Source organism: Streptomyces sp. NPDC049837 (assembly GCF_040674455.1).
GTDB lineage: Bacteria > Actinomycetota > Actinomycetes > Streptomycetales > Streptomycetaceae > Streptomyces.
This window is the reverse complement of sequence record NZ_JBFAMP010000004.1, coordinates 192,011-207,096: the sequence shown is the minus strand read 5'-3', so window position 1 is coordinate 207,096 and position 15,086 is coordinate 192,011. Positions and strand designations below refer to the sequence as shown.

11 protein-coding genes are annotated in these 15,086 nt (G+C 69.8%); 1 reads left to right on the top strand and 10 read right to left on the bottom strand.

Features of this window, described 5'->3' with window-relative positions:
- Positions 1-38: 38 nt before the first annotated feature.
- The 6 genes from trxB to AB0J57_RS12335 form a co-directional block, all read right to left on the bottom strand.
- Positions 39-1,013: a thioredoxin-disulfide reductase gene (trxB, locus tag AB0J57_RS12360; RefSeq protein WP_366128003.1), complete on the bottom strand. Its 975-nt coding sequence runs from the start codon at positions 1,011-1,013 to the stop codon at positions 39-41.
- 125 nt (positions 1,014-1,138) lie between these two features.
- Complete coding sequence (locus tag AB0J57_RS12355) at positions 1,139-2,068, bottom strand: hypothetical protein (RefSeq protein ID WP_366128002.1); 930 nt, start codon at positions 2,066-2,068, stop codon at positions 1,139-1,141.
- Entirely contained in the window at positions 2,065-2,769 is a 705-nt protein-coding gene (gene sigM, locus AB0J57_RS12350; RefSeq protein ID WP_366128001.1) for an RNA polymerase sigma factor SigM, read from the bottom strand. Before sigM ends, AB0J57_RS12355 begins: the two co-directional genes overlap by 4 nt.
- A gap of 62 nt (positions 2,770-2,831) precedes the next feature.
- A complete protein-coding gene (locus AB0J57_RS12345; RefSeq protein WP_366128000.1) occupies positions 2,832-4,556 on the bottom strand; it encodes a protein kinase family protein in 1,725 nt (574 codons plus the stop codon).
- A 117-nt stretch (positions 4,557-4,673) separates the two neighbouring features.
- The gene (gene murJ, locus AB0J57_RS12340) at positions 4,674-6,848 is read right to left on the bottom strand and encodes a murein biosynthesis integral membrane protein MurJ (RefSeq protein ID WP_366127999.1); all 2,175 of its coding nucleotides are present in this window, start codon (positions 6,846-6,848) and stop codon (positions 4,674-4,676) included.
- Positions 6,849-6,894: 46 nt separating this feature from the next.
- On the bottom strand, positions 6,895-9,240 hold the full coding sequence (locus tag AB0J57_RS12335; RefSeq protein ID WP_366127998.1) for a DUF6049 family protein: 2,346 nt from the start codon (positions 9,238-9,240) through the stop codon (positions 6,895-6,897).
- A 205-nt stretch (positions 9,241-9,445) separates the two neighbouring features.
- Between AB0J57_RS12335 and AB0J57_RS12330 the strand changes: the two genes are divergently transcribed.
- Positions 9,446-10,912 (top strand): CCA tRNA nucleotidyltransferase, encoded by a 1,467-nt coding sequence (locus AB0J57_RS12330; protein ID WP_366127997.1) that lies wholly within the window; start codon positions 9,446-9,448, stop codon positions 10,910-10,912.
- A gap of 97 nt (positions 10,913-11,009) precedes the next feature.
- On the opposite strand, the gene AB0J57_RS12325 is transcribed toward AB0J57_RS12330, so the two are convergent.
- The 4 genes from AB0J57_RS12325 to AB0J57_RS12310 form a co-directional block, all read right to left on the bottom strand.
- Positions 11,010-11,594 carry a hypothetical protein gene (locus AB0J57_RS12325; protein WP_366127996.1) on the bottom strand — a complete coding sequence of 195 codons (585 nt, stop codon included), beginning with the start codon at positions 11,592-11,594 and terminating at the stop codon, positions 11,010-11,012.
- 15 nt (positions 11,595-11,609) lie between these two features.
- Positions 11,610-12,878, bottom strand: a complete 1,269-nt coding sequence (locus tag AB0J57_RS12320; RefSeq protein WP_366127995.1) for an MFS transporter — start codon at positions 12,876-12,878, stop codon at positions 11,610-11,612.
- Between the two features lie 81 nt (positions 12,879-12,959).
- Entirely contained in the window at positions 12,960-14,042 is a 1,083-nt protein-coding gene (locus tag AB0J57_RS12315; RefSeq protein WP_366127994.1) for an inositol-3-phosphate synthase, read from the bottom strand.
- Between the two features lie 49 nt (positions 14,043-14,091).
- Positions 14,092-14,808: a helix-turn-helix transcriptional regulator gene (locus tag AB0J57_RS12310; protein ID WP_366127993.1), complete on the bottom strand. Its 717-nt coding sequence runs from the start codon at positions 14,806-14,808 to the stop codon at positions 14,092-14,094.
- Between the last annotated feature and the right edge of the window lie 278 nt (positions 14,809-15,086).

Genomic DNA, 15,086 nt, shown 5'->3' with positions numbered 1-15,086 from the left:
CTCCTTCACTTTCGCGGGGTGTGGGTGGGGGATGGTGGTCAGACCGCAGCGGTCTTCTCGGGCTCGGCGGCCTTCTCGCCATCGGCGAGAGCCGCCAGGAAGCGCTCGGCGTCGAGCGCGGCGGAGCAGCCCGTGCCGGCGGCGGTGATCGCCTGGCGGTAGGTGTGGTCCACGACGTCACCGGCGCCGAAGACACCGCGCAGGTTGGTGCGCGTCGACGGTGCGTCCACCTTGAGGTAGCCCTCGTCGTCCAGCTCGAGCTGGCCCTTGAACAGCTCCGTGCGCGGGTCGTGACCCACGGCGATGAACAGGCCGGTCACCGGCAGCTCGGACGTCTCGCCGGTCTTGGTGTTCCGCAGCGTCAGGCCGGTGAGCTTCTGCTCGCCGTGGATCGCCGCGACCTCGCTGTCCCAAGCGAACTTGATCTTCGGGTCGGCGAAGGCCCGCTCCTGCATCGCCTTGGAGGCCCGCAGGGTGTCGCGGCGGTGGATGATGGTGACGGACTTGGCGAACCGGGAGAGGAAGGTGGCCTCCTCCATGGCGGTGTCGCCGCCGCCCACCACGGCGATGTCCTGGTCCTTGAAGAAGAACCCGTCGCAGGTGGCGCACCAGGAGACGCCGCGGCCCGACAGCGCGTCCTCGTTCGGCAGGCCCAGCTTGCGGTGCTGGGAGCCGGTGGTCACGATCACGGCCTTGGCGCGGTGCACGGTACCCGCCGTGTCGGTCACCGTCTTGACGTCACCCGTCAGGTCGACCGAGACCACATCGTCCGGCACGAGCTCGGCGCCGAAGCGCTCGGCCTGGGCCCGCATGTTGTCCATCAGGTCGGGGCCCATGATCCCGTCACGGAAACCGGGGAAGTTCTCCACGTCGGTCGTGTTCATGAGCGCACCACCGGCGGTGACGGCACCTTCGAAGACCAGCGGCTTCAGCGAGGCTCGCGCCGTATAGAGCGCAGCCGTGTAGCCGGCGGGCCCGGAGCCGATGATGATCACGTTACGGACGTCGCTCACGGGTTTCTTCCTCGTCTCTGCAGACTGCCTACTGCCTACGGGGGCCGGGTCAAGGACTCTCACCCCACCCAACGGATCCTACGGGGCGCGCATTCCCGCAGTGTCCGAGCGGCACGGAGCGTGAGTCAGGGACGAGGGTAGGCCTGTGTCAGCAGAAGGTCCGCCTTGGCGCTCTTCTGCGTGGCGGTGCAGGAGGCGTCGAGGACGTACGCCTGGACCTTGGCGGGGTCCGTGGTGTGCGGCAGGACGACCAGGTAGGCGGGCTTGCCTTCGTAGGTGCCCGGCTGTGCGGCGAGGGCCTGATCGCTGCGGCCGGTTCCCGCCTGGACACAGGCCGGAACCGTCACCGCCTCCTGGGTGAACATCGTCGAGGGCTTGTCGGTCTTGTCGACAGAGGGCGGCTGCTGCTTCTCGACGCGGGGAGACTCGGCCTTCTCTCCCGGGGTCAGGAGCGCTCTGACCCGGTCCTCCACGGCCACGCCGGAGAAGCTGCTGTCAGGCGCACTGACTGCCGAGTCGGTCGTCTTCGGGCCGTCTCCGGAAGGCTGAACCGCCTGGAAGAGAAGAACGCTCACCCCGAGGGCCGCCGCGCCGAACACCGCGCCGAGCACCGCGGTACGTCGCCGGCGCCGTGCGGGACGCCCACGGCCGGGGCCGGTGGCCGCACGGGGGCGGCCGGCGGGACGGTCGGCGTGGACCGGCTCGGAGGGGCGGGGCGCGGGCGCTGTTTCACGTGAAACATGCTCGGCTTCGGCTTCGGCTTCACGTGAAACGTGCTCGGCCGTCTCCGTGGGAGCGGTGGCATCCAGCAGCGCCTCGGCGGCCAGGGCGGCGTCGATGCGCTCGGCGATGTCGGCCGGCATCCGGGCGGGGCCCGGAAGGGTGCCCAGCAGCCCCCGGATCTCCTCCAGGGAGGACCGGACATCGGCGCACAGGGCGCAGCCGTCGACGTGCGCCTTGACGTCGGCCGTCCGGGACGGCGGGAGGAGGCCTTCGGTGAGGTCGGAGATCTCCGAGACGTCCGGGTGCTGAGTCGTGTCGGTCGTGGATGTCACGCGCGCCCACCTCCGCCCTTCACAGCAGCAGGATCACTCGGCCCTGCATCCCTTGGTCCCGACGCCGGTGGGACGGATGTCCCTGGCGTCCGGTTCCTTCCCCGGTCGGTGCTGCTGTTATCCACGGTGTCACCGCGCAGATGAGTGAGCAGGGGAAGCAGCCGGGCCCTTCCTCGCGCACAGCGGCTCTTGACGGTGCCCGTCGGTACGTCGAGGACGCGTGCCGCCTCGGCGACGGGATAGCCCTGCATGTCAACGAGCACCAGAGCGGCGCGCTGGTCCGGGGGCAGTTGCGCGAGGGCGGCCAGCAGCTCGCGGTGGAGGTCCTGCCGCTCGGCCGGTGCCTCGGCCGATTCGTGCGGCTCCAGGAGCTGTTCCAGCCGCTCGGTGTCATCGACGGGCGACGTCTTGCGTGAGGCGGCTTTGCGGGCGCGGTCGAGGCAGGCGTTCACGGTGATCCGGTGCAGCCAGGTCGTGACGGCGGACTGGCCGCGGAAGGTGTGGGCGGCCCGGAAGGCGGACACAAGGGCGTCCTGGACGGCGTCGGCGGCCTCCTCGCGGTCCCCCAGCGTGCGGAGGGCGACGGCCCAGAGCCGGTCACGGTGCCGGCGCACGAGCTCACCGAAGGCGTCCGGATCCCCGGCGACATGCCGCGCCAGGAGATCCTGGTCGCTGCGTTCCTCGGATGTCCCGCTCGTCATGCCGCCACCTCCCCTCCACCTGTGCCTGCCGCTCGGCTGTTCCTCCGCCGAGCCGGCAGGCGTCAGCCGAGCACCTTGATTTCGGAAATGCCGCCACGGTAGCCGCCTGCTCCGTCAGCCGGCAGCTCGGTGATGTGGATGAGCACGTACCGGGTGCGCACGGGCTTGTCCACGGTGGCCTTCAGCGTGTCGCCCACCGTCTCGAGCTTGGTCAGACGGTGCGGGAAGTCACCCGGCGCACTGGGGTCGGTCGCGCCCTCGTCGGCCGCGAGCACCTGTGCCTTCTGCCCGGAGCGGTACATGGCGACGTCGATGCCGCGGACGTTCTGCACGCTGCCGAGATCCACGATGATCCCGCTGCCCTGCTTGCGGTTGGTGTAGTTGCCGAAGTTGGCGAAGCCGAAGTACTGGGGGGTGATCCAGGCGGTGTCGGCCTTGGCGTCCACCGCGTTCGGTACGTCGTCCACCTGTATTCCGGACCCACCGGGCATGTACTCGTGGGCGTCGCTGATCCGCAGCGGCTGCGGGGCCTTCTGCGGCTTCTGCTGGTTCTGGCCGCCCGGAGACGTCTGGGTCCCGGTGTCACCCGTCTTCTCGTTGCTTCCCTGGTCGAGCAGCCTGTCGGCCACCTGCCAGCTACCCAGGCCCAGGGCCGCGATCAGGAGGGCCGAGACGGCCCACTTGAGGGCCTTGCCCGTACGGCTCTGGAGCGGGGGCGGCGGAAGCGGCGCCGAGACGGGGGCCGCCGAGCCGGGGCGCGGCTGGGGGCGGCCGTAGTTGCCCTGCTGGTACGTCGTGCGCTGGTACTCGGGCGGGGTCGGGAAGTCGGGCTCCGGCGGGCGGATGCGCGGCATGGCCGCGACGGCCTTGGCGAGCTCGTCGGGCGTGGTGCAGGGCGGCTCCTGGCGGGACGCGGTGGCGCCGTCGTTGACCAGGGCGCGCATGGCGATCTCGGACAGGCCGCGGTGCACTCCGGCCCGTACCTGGTCCGGCGGGATCAGCCCGACGCCCTTGGGCAGCCCGGACAGCCCGTAGGCGTCGTTCTCGTACGGCCAGCGCTGGGTCAGCGCCGCGTACAGCAGTGCGCCGATCGCCTCGGTATCGGTGCGCTGGGGGCGGTCGGCGCTGATGCCGCGGAGCGCGGCGTTCACGGCCAGCCCACGGATGCGGTACTGGCCGGTGGAGCTGCGCAGGACGGCGCTGGGTGTGAGCCGCAGGTGGGCGAGGCCCTCGCGGTGGGCGGCTGCCATCGCCTGGGAGACCTGGCTGACGAGTTGGTAGGCGTCGTGCGCTTCCAGCGGGCCGGCCGCGAGCAGCGCGGTGAGCTCGGTGGCGTCCGGCAGCCACTCGTGGACGACGTAGACGAGGTCGTTCTCCTCGACCGCGTCGAGGACCTGGACGAAACGGGGGTCGCCGAGGAGCGCCGAGGAGCGTGCGGCGGCCAGCACCGAACGGGCCCTCGGGTGGTCGGCGGGGAGGATATGGACCCCGACGGCCCGGCGCAGTTTCTCGTCGACGGCGCGCCAACTGCTGAAACCGTCCAGACGGGTGACGCACTCCTCGAGCCGGTAACGTCTGGCGAGTTTGTGGCCACTGTGGAGCTCGGGCGTCGTGATGACGGACTGCTCGCTTTCCCGCCGTTCGCCGTCGCTGTTCCGGGCGGACTGCTCCGCCGCGTCCTGCGCTTCCGCCACCCCGTCGCTCGCGGCCTTGTCCGCCTTGGCGGTCAGCGGGTCGTCACCGCTGTTGTCGGCCACGTCGACGGCAGCCGTGCTACGTTCCGCCACCGTCGTTCCTGCCTCCCCATCCGTTGCGCCACATCCAACAGCCATGCCAATTGTGCCCACAGTCCGGCGCTATGCACGACACGCGGCCGCCGACGATGGTTGTGCGGTCCCGTGCAATCAGCGTCCGAGCCGGCCGCGGACCATGCCGACCATCGCGTTGAGCTCTTCGATTCGCATCTTCCGTGCCCCGGCGTAGAAGACGCCCATCAGTACGATCCCACCGCCGACCAGGGCCACGAGAGAGCCGAGGGCACCGTCGCCCAGCGTCTTGAGGAGGCCGAAGCCCGCCGCGCCGCCGAGGACGGCCGCGGGGACGGACGCCATGCAGAGCCGTGCGTAGGTGCGGACGACGTGCGCGCCGTCCAGGTCGCCGCCCAGCCGGTTGCGCAGCCGCCGCCAGGCGACACCGACGCCCACGGCGTAGGCGACGCCGTAGGAGGCGGCCATGCCGACGACGGCCCATTGAGGCGGCAGGAGGAAGTAGCACGCGGCGGAGGCGGCGGCGTTGACGGCGGCCACGATCACGGTGTTGTAGAACGGCGTGCGGGTGTCCTCGTAGGCGTAGAAGCCGCGCAGCACGACGTACTGCACCGAGTAGGGGATCAGGCCGAGCGCGAACGCCATCAGCGTGAAGCCCATGCCGCTGGCCGCCTCTGCGGATGTGGATGCGAAGAGCAACGTGCACAGCGGCAGGCCAAGTGCCAGGAAGGTGAAGGCGATGGGGACGATGGCGACGGCCGAGTTCCGCAGCCCCTGGGAGATGTCGTCGCGGACGGCCCCCGGGTCGTTGTCGTGGGCTGCCCGGGAGATGCGCGGCAGCAGCGCGGCCATGACCGAGACGGTGATGATGGCCTGCGGCATGCCCCAGATGAGCTGGGCGTTGGAGTACGCGAGGATACCGGCGCCCTCCTTGCCCGAGGCCTTGCCGGCCGCGGTGGCGAGCTGCGTGACGACGACGACACCGGCCTGGTTGGCGAGGACGAACAGCACGGTCCACTTGGCGAGTTTGACCGTCTTGCCGAGCCCGTGGCCCTTCCAGTCGAAACGGGGCCGGAAGCGGAAGCCGGCTTCCCTCAGGTACGGGACCATGGCCAGGGCTTGGACGACCAGGCCGAGCAGTGTGCCGATGCCCAGGAGGCGGATGCCTTCGTCCGGGATGGTGGTGACACCCATCCGTGATTCACCGGAGACGCCGTAGACCCCGATGAACAGGCTGAAGGTGGTGATCACGACGATGTTGTTGAGGACCGGAGTCCACATCATCGCGCCGAAATGGCCTCGTGCGTTGAGGATCTGACCCATCACCACGTGCACGCCCATGAAGAAGATGGTGGGCAGGCAGAACCGGGCGAAGGTGACGGCGACACTGTTGGCGGCGGCATCGCCCGCGATGGTGGGCGACATGGCGTGAACCAGCAGCGGGGCGCCGAAGACGGCGATGACGACGATGGCGCCCAGTGCGACCATCACGAGCGTGAGCAGCCGGTTGGCGTACGCCTCGCCGCCGTCCTCGTCCTCCTTCATCGAACGGACGAGCTGCGGCACGAAGACCGAGTTGAGGCCGCCACCGACGGTCAGGATGTAGATCATCGTCGGCAGGGTGGCCGCGACGGTGTAGGTGTCACCGAGCAGGGCGGCGCCCAGGGCAGCGGTGATCACCAGGCTGCGCACGAAGCCCGTGAGACGGGACACCAGCGTGCCGGCCGCCATCACGGCGCTCGACTTCAGCAGCCCGGAGGCACGGCCGCCGGACTTCTTCGGGGCGGGAGCGGGCGCGGGCGCCGGTTCGGGGTCCTGCGGGGCGGGCGGCTGGCCATGGCCCTGCTGGTCGCGGTAGAGGTGCGCGAACGCGTCCGGCTCGGGCTGCTCCTCCCCGGCGCGCGTGACGAGGTCGTCGACGCCCGTGAACTGGACGGTTCTGGCATCGTCGCCGTACGGAAGGTGGCGGGAGGGGCCGTCGGGCTCGGGCGGCGGGGTCTGCGCCCAGATCCGCGGGTCCGGGGCGTACTGCGGCGCGGCGGGCTGCTGGTAGAGCGGTGGAGGCTCCTCGTAGGTGCCGGGCGGGGGCGGCGGGTGCGCGGCCCGGTCGTAGAGCGCCTCGCCGACCGGGTCCTGGGCGGAGAGGTCCTGGCTGCCGTACGGATCCTGCTCGTAGGCGTGCTGGACGTACGGATCCGGAGCGGGCGGCGTGGCCGGGGGCGGGACATGCCCCGTCGCGGGGGGCACCTCGCCGGAAGGCGCGCTGCCGCCGCCCGCGCCCTGACCGCGGTCACCGTCGTACGGCGCGTTCATGGTTTACCCCACCTCATCGTCCCCGGCCGACCGGCCACGACATCGCTCAACGGTCCACTTTCTCACCCTGGCCCGACGGGTCGGTGCTTTGCGCTCCGGTGTCCGGTGTCGGGTCACTCGGCTGCTCGGGATCGTCGCTCTGCGCAGCCGTCCCGCTCGTCTCCGGCTCCGGTTCCGTGTCGGTGCCGGACTCCGCCTCCGGGACGGTGTCGCGCGCCGCGGTGCGCTTGCGGTGGGTGTACATCCTGATGCCGGCGAGGGCGAGCAGCAAGAACCCGCCGGCGATCACCAGCATCACGGTCGGGGTGATCTCGGAGACCTTGACGGTGAAGTTCATCGGCTTGCCGTACGGCCTGCCGTCCTCCGTGTACAACTGGGCCGTCATCGGGACCGGGCCGTTGGCGTTGGCGGAGGCCGTGAACTTCACCGACTGGCTGTGCCCGCCGTCGATCCGGACCGGAAGCTCGGCGACGGCGGCGTCCCCGTTCAGCTTCAGACGGGTCGGCTTGGTCGACGTCAGCCGCAGCACCAGGTGATCCACGCCCTGGAGCAACTGGTTCTGCACGGTGACCGGGATGGTCGCGCTGCGCCCCGACAGGGTCAGGTCCGACTTCTCGATGAGCTGGACCTCGGTGGTGAGGTCCTTCAGATGCTGCTGCACGCTCGCGCGGTACGCCGTGGCGGGCTCGGCCCGGCCACGCCAGGACGTCGACATCTCCCGGTTGATCGCGTTGCCGAAGGGCGTCACGACCCGGTACGCCGCGGTCAGGATGACCTTGAAGTTGTCCAGGGTGTCCTGGGTCGTCTTCATGTCGTGGAACGCCTGGACGCGCAGCTCCTGCTTGCGCAGTTGGGCCGGGTACTTTCCGGCGCCCGGCACCTTGGTCGTGGCGCGGTCGTCGGGCTTGGCCTCGGCCGCCGTGATCAGGTCGCTGGGCTGTGTCCAGCGCTGAGCGGACAGGGCGCGCAGCGCGGTCGCCATCGACTGGGCCTGCGCGGCGGTCGGCATCCGCTGCGGGGCGACCACGATGCTGCGCAGCTTGCCCGGCTGCTGCTGGGTCACGGCCAGCGTGTGGGCGAGGAACTGCTGGACGGCCAGTGTCGAGTCGCCCGCTCCCGTCATGTCGCCCTGGAAGGCCGTGGACAGTGACGCGTCAGCGACGACGGCGGTGGTTCCGCCGCCGATGGGCCGGGCCGCGTTGGGCGTGTAGGGCAGCTCGTCGCGGATGCTGTCGCTGCGGGCGATGAGCTTGTCGGCGCCTGCCGAGGTGGCGATGTCGACGATCGACGGGTCGACAGCTCCGTCCACCGGCCAGGCGAAGTCGACGGACGGCTTCACATGGAGGATCGTCTCGACCGTGGTCTCGGCGACCTCGGTGGCCGGCTGGAGGTGGCTGAGCGAGCCGGAGACGTCCTTGCCCCGGTGGGCGAGCGACGCCAGGTCGGGGTCGGCGTACGGCAGCGCGATCACCTTGTCGTCCTGCACCGCCTTGTCGAGGGCGTTCAGCCACTGCTTGGCGACGGCCTGGTTCTTGCCCGGGACCCGTTCCGTGCCGTCCTTGACCTGATAGTTCCGGGTCATGGCGTCGACGGTGGCGAGGAGGTCCGGGTCGACGACCCAGGTGACGGGAAGTTCGGCGCCCAGCGAGACGAGGCGTTCGAGCCGTCCACCCGGGGCGAGCTCGGCGGCCAGGGCGTCATCCTCGAACACCGGCGTCTGCTGATCGTCCGAGCCGGTCTCCGCGGACAGGTGCGTCGAGGAGATCAGTGGCCAGAGATAGGTGACCTGGGTCTTCTTCTCGGTGGCCTCGGGCTGCCAGGGCAGGAAGGTCCGCTCGATACCGAGCACCTGGTCGTACCGGGCGCTCGCGGTCCGGCCGGAGAGGGAGACACCGAGCTGATAGACACCGTCCTCGTCGAGGCTCAGCTTCTCGACCGGCACGGTGATGCTGAAGTCCTTGCTGAGGCCGGCCGCCAGTGTCGGGATCTTGATGCTGTACGGGCCTCCGAGCGCGGCGCCGTCACTGCCCGGCAGGAAGCCGTCGCGCTTGGCCACCGCGTCGATCTCGCCCCGGCTGGACATGCGCGGTCCGACCCGGAGGTCGACCTGTGCCCCGGTGACCGTCTCCTTGCCTTCATTGGTCACCGTGCCGCTGATCGTGAGGGTGTCCCCCTCCACGGGCGTCGTGGGCGTGAGCGTGTCCAGCGACACATCGACCGTGCGGGACGCGGCCGCCTTCTCCGCTGCGGGCGCGGCGGACGCGGGGGACGCCGAGGGGACGTACAGCAGGCCCGCCAGAAGCGGCACACCCACCAGGGCGGAGGCCATACGCCGTAGCCACCGCCGGGCAGGAGAGCGCATCGTGCTCTGGAAGTCTGCCGCCTCGGCCACGCGCTCGCCCGTCCTCGTCGTATGTTGCCGTTGGTGGTTCGTCGGTTCCTGCGTCCACGCATGGTAACGAGACGCGCCGTGGCTAAGTGCCGCGGACTGCTCCACATGATCGGAGAAATGCCGTGCGGAAGATCGCGCACACCGGGTGCCCGGCCGTGGAAAACGGGGACGCCGCCCTGGGCCCGGGCACGTACCCTTTTCTGTTGTGCCGAACGCCAACGAAGACAACCCGACTGCACTGAGCCAGGTGCAACACCGCGCGGTCAGTGAACTACTGCGCGTGTCCCCCGTCGCCGATGACCTTGCTCGCCGCTTCCAAGAGGCCGGATTCAGTCTCGCCCTGGTCGGTGGCTCGGTTCGGGACGCACTGCTCGGCCGGCTCGGCAATGATCTGGACTTCACCACCGACGCCCGCCCCGAGGACGTTCTGAAGATCGTCCGGCCGTGGGCCGACGCGGTGTGGGACGTCGGGATCGCCTTCGGCACGGTGGGCTCGCAGAAGGCGGCCCGCGTCGGAGACGCTGATCAGATCTTTCAGATCGAGATCACGACGTACCGCTCGGAGGCCTACGACAGGACCTCCCGCAAGCCGGAGGTCTCCTACGGCGACTCCATCGAGGAGGACCTGGTCCGTCGTGACTTCACCGTCAACGCTATGGCCGTCGCGCTGCCGGAGAAGGAGTTCATCGACCCGCACGGTGGTCTGGAGGACCTGGCCGAGCGCGTCCTGCGGACGCCGGGTACGCCCGAGGAGTCCTTCTCCGACGATCCGCTGCGCATGATGCGCGCCGCGCGGTTCGCCGCGCAGCTCGACTTCGAGGTCGCCCCCGAGGTCGTGGACGCCATGAAGGGCATGGCCGACCGGATCGAGATCGTCTCCGCCGAGCGCGTACGGGACGAGTTCAACAAGCTGATCCTCGCCGCACACCCCCGCAAGGGACTCGGCCTGCTGGTCGACACCGGTCTTGCCCAGCGCGTAATGCCCGAGCTGCCGGCGCTGCGGCTGGAGAGCGATGAGCACCACCGGCACAAGGACGTCTACGAGCACTCGCTGACGGTGCTGGAGCAGGCGATCGACCTCGAAGAGGACGGCCCCGACCTGGTCCTGCGGCTCGCCGCCCTCCTGCACGACATCGGCAAGCCGCGCACGCGGCGCTTCGAGTCGGACGGCCGGGTCTCCTTCCACCACCACGAGGTGGTCGGCGCGAAGATGACCAAGAAGCGCATGATCGCGTTGAAGTACTCCAACGAGATGGTCAAGGACGTGTCGCGCCTGGTGGAGCTGCACCTCCGCTTCCACGGGTACGGCACCGGCGAGTGGACCGACTCGGCCGTACGCCGCTATGTGCGCGACGCAGGTCCCCTGCTGAGCCGCCTGCACAAGCTGACCCGTTCGGACTGCACCACCCGCAACAAGCGCAAGGCGGCCGCGCTGTCCCGCGCCTACGACGGCCTGGAGGAGCGCATCGCCAAGCTCCAGGAGCAGGAGGAGCTGGACGCCATCCGTCCCGACCTGGACGGCAACCAGATCCAGGAGATCCTCGGAATCCGCCCCGGACCGGCTGTCGGCAAGGCGTACAAGTTCCTGCTGGAGCTGCGGCTGGAGAACGGCCCCATGGAGCATGACGCCGCTGTCGCCGCGCTCAAGGAGTGGTGGGCGGCTCAGGGCTGAACGGAACCGCCGCCATGTTTCACGTGAAACATGGCGGCGGAGGCGGCCGACGCGGAGGGCGATGTTTCACGTGAAACATCGCCCTCCGTCGTACGCGCTACTTCTTGATCTCGTCGATGCAGAGCACGAACTGCTTTCCCGAGCTGCGTCGACCCCCGCTCGTCTGCTCGTGGTAGCCGATGTCCGACTTCCCCTCGCACAGCTTGGTGTCCAGAGTGTCGGGGATCACCTCGACGACCTTGAACTCGGCGTCGGTGCCACCGCACTCGACTATCTGGAGGTCCGGCGTGATGGTGGTGCCGTTGTTCTTCAGGCAGTCACCCGCCTCCGCGTGATCGGCGTCGTCCTGGCTCAGGAACCAGAAGACCGCGATGGTGATCAGGGCGAGCACCACGCCGATGGTCTTCAGGATCTTCATGACGCCGGGGCCGCCGGAGCGGGACGGCGGCGGGGGCGGCGGCGGGGGCGGAGCGGCACTCCACTGCTGGGGAGCGCCATAAGGAGCCTGTGTCTGCTGCGGGTGCTGGGGCGGGTACGGCTGCTGCTGCGGGTACCCGTAGCCCGGCTGCGGCGGATACGGCTGGGGCGGCTGCTGGCCGTACGGGCCTGGCTGGCCGTACGGCCCGGCACCCTGCTGTGGCGGATACGTCAAGGAGAGTCCCCCGAAGCGTGTGATCGTCATTTTGACGCGTGCACGCTATAGCAACGCCTCTCTCCGCCTCCAACGCAGCAGCATGGCGGCCACGCCCGCGTACAGAACGGCGACCATGACGACCAGTGCGACCGAGCGGCCATCGGGAGGCAGCATCAGCGCGGCGATCCCGGCCGCACCGACAAAGGCCACGTTGTAGAGCACGTCGTACAGCGAGAAGACCCGCCCCCGGTAGGAGTCGTCCACAGCGAGCTGCACCACCGTGTCCGTCGCGATCTTGGTGCCCTGGGTGACGAGCCCGAGCACGAAGGCGGCGACCAGCATGGGCGCCGGGGAGAACCACAGCCCGAGTGCCGGCGCCAGCACCGCGGCCGACGCGGCGCACACCACCATCCAGCCGCCCTGCCCCAGCCGCTCGACCGCCCACGGCGCGAGCACCGCGGCGGCGAAGAATCCCGCCCCCGAGACGGCGACGGCCAGGCCCAGCAGCGCGAGCCCCTCCGACTCGGTCGACGTCCAGGCGTACCGGCAGAGCATCAGCACCATCACGGTCAGCGCGCCGTAGCAGTGGCGCATCACCGTCATCGCGGCGAGCACCCGGGCCGCCGCCCGCCGCTCGGCGAGGTGGCGCAGCCCCCCGATCAGCCCCCGGGCGGTCGAGGCCAGCGCCGCGCCCAGCCGGGGCTGCACCACGTCCGGGTCGGGGCCGAGCAACCCGCGGCCCATGCGCAGCGAGGCGAGGGCCGAGCACAGGTAGAGGGCGGCGCCCAGCACCACCACCGCCGCGTCGGAATCGGCGACCAGCAGCCGCACGGCGAAGGCCAGCCCGCCGCCCGCGGTGGCGGCGAGCGTGCCGGCGGTGGGCGACAGTGAGTTGGCCATCACGAGCCGGTCGGCGTCCACGACCCGGGGCAGCGCGGCCGAGAGCCCGGCGAGGACGAACCGGTTGACGGCGGTGACGGAGAGCGCCGAGGCGTAGAAGAGCCAGTCCGGTACGGATGCGAGGATCAGGAACGCCGTGCCGCCGGCGAGCAGGGCGCGCAGCAGGTTCCCGTACAGGAGGACCTGGCGGCGCTGCCAGCGGTCCAGCAGGACGCCCGCGAAAGGGCCGACGAACGAGTACGGCAGCAGCAGAACCGCCATGGCGGACGCGATCGCGGCGGGTGAGGTCTGCTTCTCGGGCGAGAAGACGACGTACGTGGCGAGCGCGACCTGGTAGACCCCGTCGGCGCACTGGGAGAGCAGTCGTACGGCCAGCAGGCGGCGGAAGTCCGTCAGGCGCACGAGTACGCGCAGATCACGTACGACAGGCATGGCAGCAAGGGTCACACACGACGAAGGTCCCCGGGCAGATGCCACGGGGACCTTCGGCAGGTCGGCGGGTGGGGCCGAGCTTTAGCGCTCGACCTCGCCCTTGATGAACTTCTCGACGTTCTCGCGGGCCTGGTCGTCGAAGTACTGGACCGGCGGGGACTTCATGAAGTACGAGGACGCGGAGAGGATCGGGCCGCCGATGCCACGGTCCTTGGCGATCTTCGCGGCGCGCAGGGCGTCGATGATGACACCCGCCGAGTTCGGGGAGTCCCACACCTCGAGCTTGTACTCCAGGTTCAGCGGGACGTCACCGAAGGCACGGCCCTCGAGACGGACGTAGGCCCACTTGCGGTCGTCCAGCCAGGCCACGTAGTCGGACGGGCCGATGTGGACGTTGTTCTCGCCGAGGTCCCGGTCGGGGATCTGGGAGGTGACGGCCTGCGTCTTGGAGATCTTCTTGGACTCCAGGCGCTCGCGCTCGAGCATGTTCTTGAAGTCCATGTTGCCGCCGACGTTGAGCTGCATCGTGCGGTCCAGGATGACGCCCCGGTCCTCGAACAGCTTGGCCATGACGCGGTGCGTGATGGTGGCGCCGACCTGCGACTTGATGTCGTCACCGACGATCGGGACACCGGCCTCGGTGAACTTGTCCGCCCACTCCTTGGTGCCGGCGATGAAGACCGGGAGGGCGTTGACGAAGGCGACCTTGGCGTCGATGGCGCACTGGGCGTAGAACTTCGCCGCGTCCTCGGAGCCGACCGGCAGGTAGCAGACGAGGACGTCGACCTGCTTGTCCTTGAGGACCTGGACGACGTCGACCGGGGCCTCGGAGGACTCCTCGATGGTCTGGCGGTAGTACTTGCCCAGGCCGTCCAGCGTGTGGCCGCGCTGGACGGTCACGCCCGTCGACGGCACGTCGCAGATCTTGATGGTGTTGTTCTCGCTGGCGCCGATGGCGTCCGCCAGGTCGAGGCCGACCTTCTTCGCGTCCACGTCGAAGGCGGCCACGAACTCGACGTCGCGAACGTGGTACTCGCCGAACTGCACGTGCATCAGACCCGGCACCTTGGCCGCCGGGTCGGCGTCCTTGTAGTACTCGACGCCCTGCACCAGCGAGGCGGCGCAGTTGCCCACGCCGACGATGGCTACGCGAACCGAACCCATTCCGGTTGCTCCCTGTGTTGATCTTCGAAGCCCTGCGGGTCGCAGGGCCTCACTTGGCGGTGTCGTCGGACGGATCCGGCCGGGTACTGCCCCCGTGCCGGGGCAGGCCGCCCGTCTCTCCAGATGTGTTGTCCTGCTGAGCGTCGGCGGATCCCTCGGGGGCCTGGCCGGCCTCCGGGGTCTCGGAGGCGGACCGTCGCTGGTCCCGCCCCGCCCGCTCGCTCTCGATGAGCTCGTTCAGCCAGCGCACTTCGCGCTCCACGGACTCCATGCCGTGCCGCTGCAGCTCAAGCGTGTAGTCGTCCAGGCGCTCGCGCGTACGGGCCAGGGAGGCGCGCATCTTCTCCAGGCGCTCCTCCAGGCGGCTGCGCCGGCCCTCCAGCACCCGCATCCGCACCTCGCGCTCCGTCTGGCCGAAGAAGGCGAAACGGGCGGCGAAGTGCTCGTCCTCCCAGGAATCCGGGCCGGTGTGGGACAGGAGCTCCTCGAAGTGCTCCTTCCCCTCGGCCGTCAACCGATAGACGATCTTGGCGCGGCGCCCCGCGAGCGAGGCGGCGAGGGCGTCCTCCGGGGCGCTGCCCGGTTCCTCGATCAACCAGCCGTTTGCGACCAGCGTCTTGAGGCAGGGGTAAAGGGTCCCGTAGCTGAACGCCCGGAAGATCCCCAGCGACGTGTTGAGCCGTTTGCGCAGCTCGTACCCGTGCATCGGGGCTTCGCGGAGCAGGCCGAGGACGGCGAACTCGAGGATGCCGGAGCGCCTGCTCATCCGTCGCCTCCTCCACCTTCGCCGACTCGTGTGCCGTGACCTATGCCGTGCTGATGTATCGGCTCGATACATCCCGACGATAGAACGGGCCGGAAGCCTCGACAAGGGGCACTAGGGTGAGCGGCGTCACATAGTCAATTCGCAGTAAACGACTTGCCTGATTTGGGATGAACTTCGGTCCTCAGGGGTTTTTGACCGTGCGTAGTCTGTGCGGCATGCACACCAGTGGGAACCATGCGACGCGAGTCGGCGTCCTCGTTCTGAGTGCATGGCGGATG

Bases quoted from the DNA above. Each gene is read 5' to 3' on its own strand.
- sigM (WP_366128001.1), bottom strand. From the start codon at position 2,769: ATGACGAGCGGGACATCCGAGGAACGCAGCGACCAGGATCTCCTGGCG.
- murJ (WP_366127999.1), bottom strand. From the start codon at position 6,848: ATGAACGCGCCGTACGACGGTGACCGCGGTCAGGGCGCGGGCGGCGGC.
- AB0J57_RS12325 (WP_366127996.1), bottom strand. From the start codon at position 11,594: ATGACGATCACACGCTTCGGGGGACTCTCCTTGACGTATCCGCCACAG.
- AB0J57_RS12320 (WP_366127995.1), bottom strand. From the start codon at position 12,878: ATGCCTGTCGTACGTGATCTGCGCGTACTCGTGCGCCTGACGGACTTC.
- AB0J57_RS12315 (WP_366127994.1), bottom strand. From the start codon at position 14,042: ATGGGTTCGGTTCGCGTAGCCATCGTCGGCGTGGGCAACTGCGCCGCC.
- AB0J57_RS12310 (WP_366127993.1), bottom strand. From the start codon at position 14,808: ATGAGCAGGCGCTCCGGCATCCTCGAGTTCGCCGTCCTCGGCCTGCTC.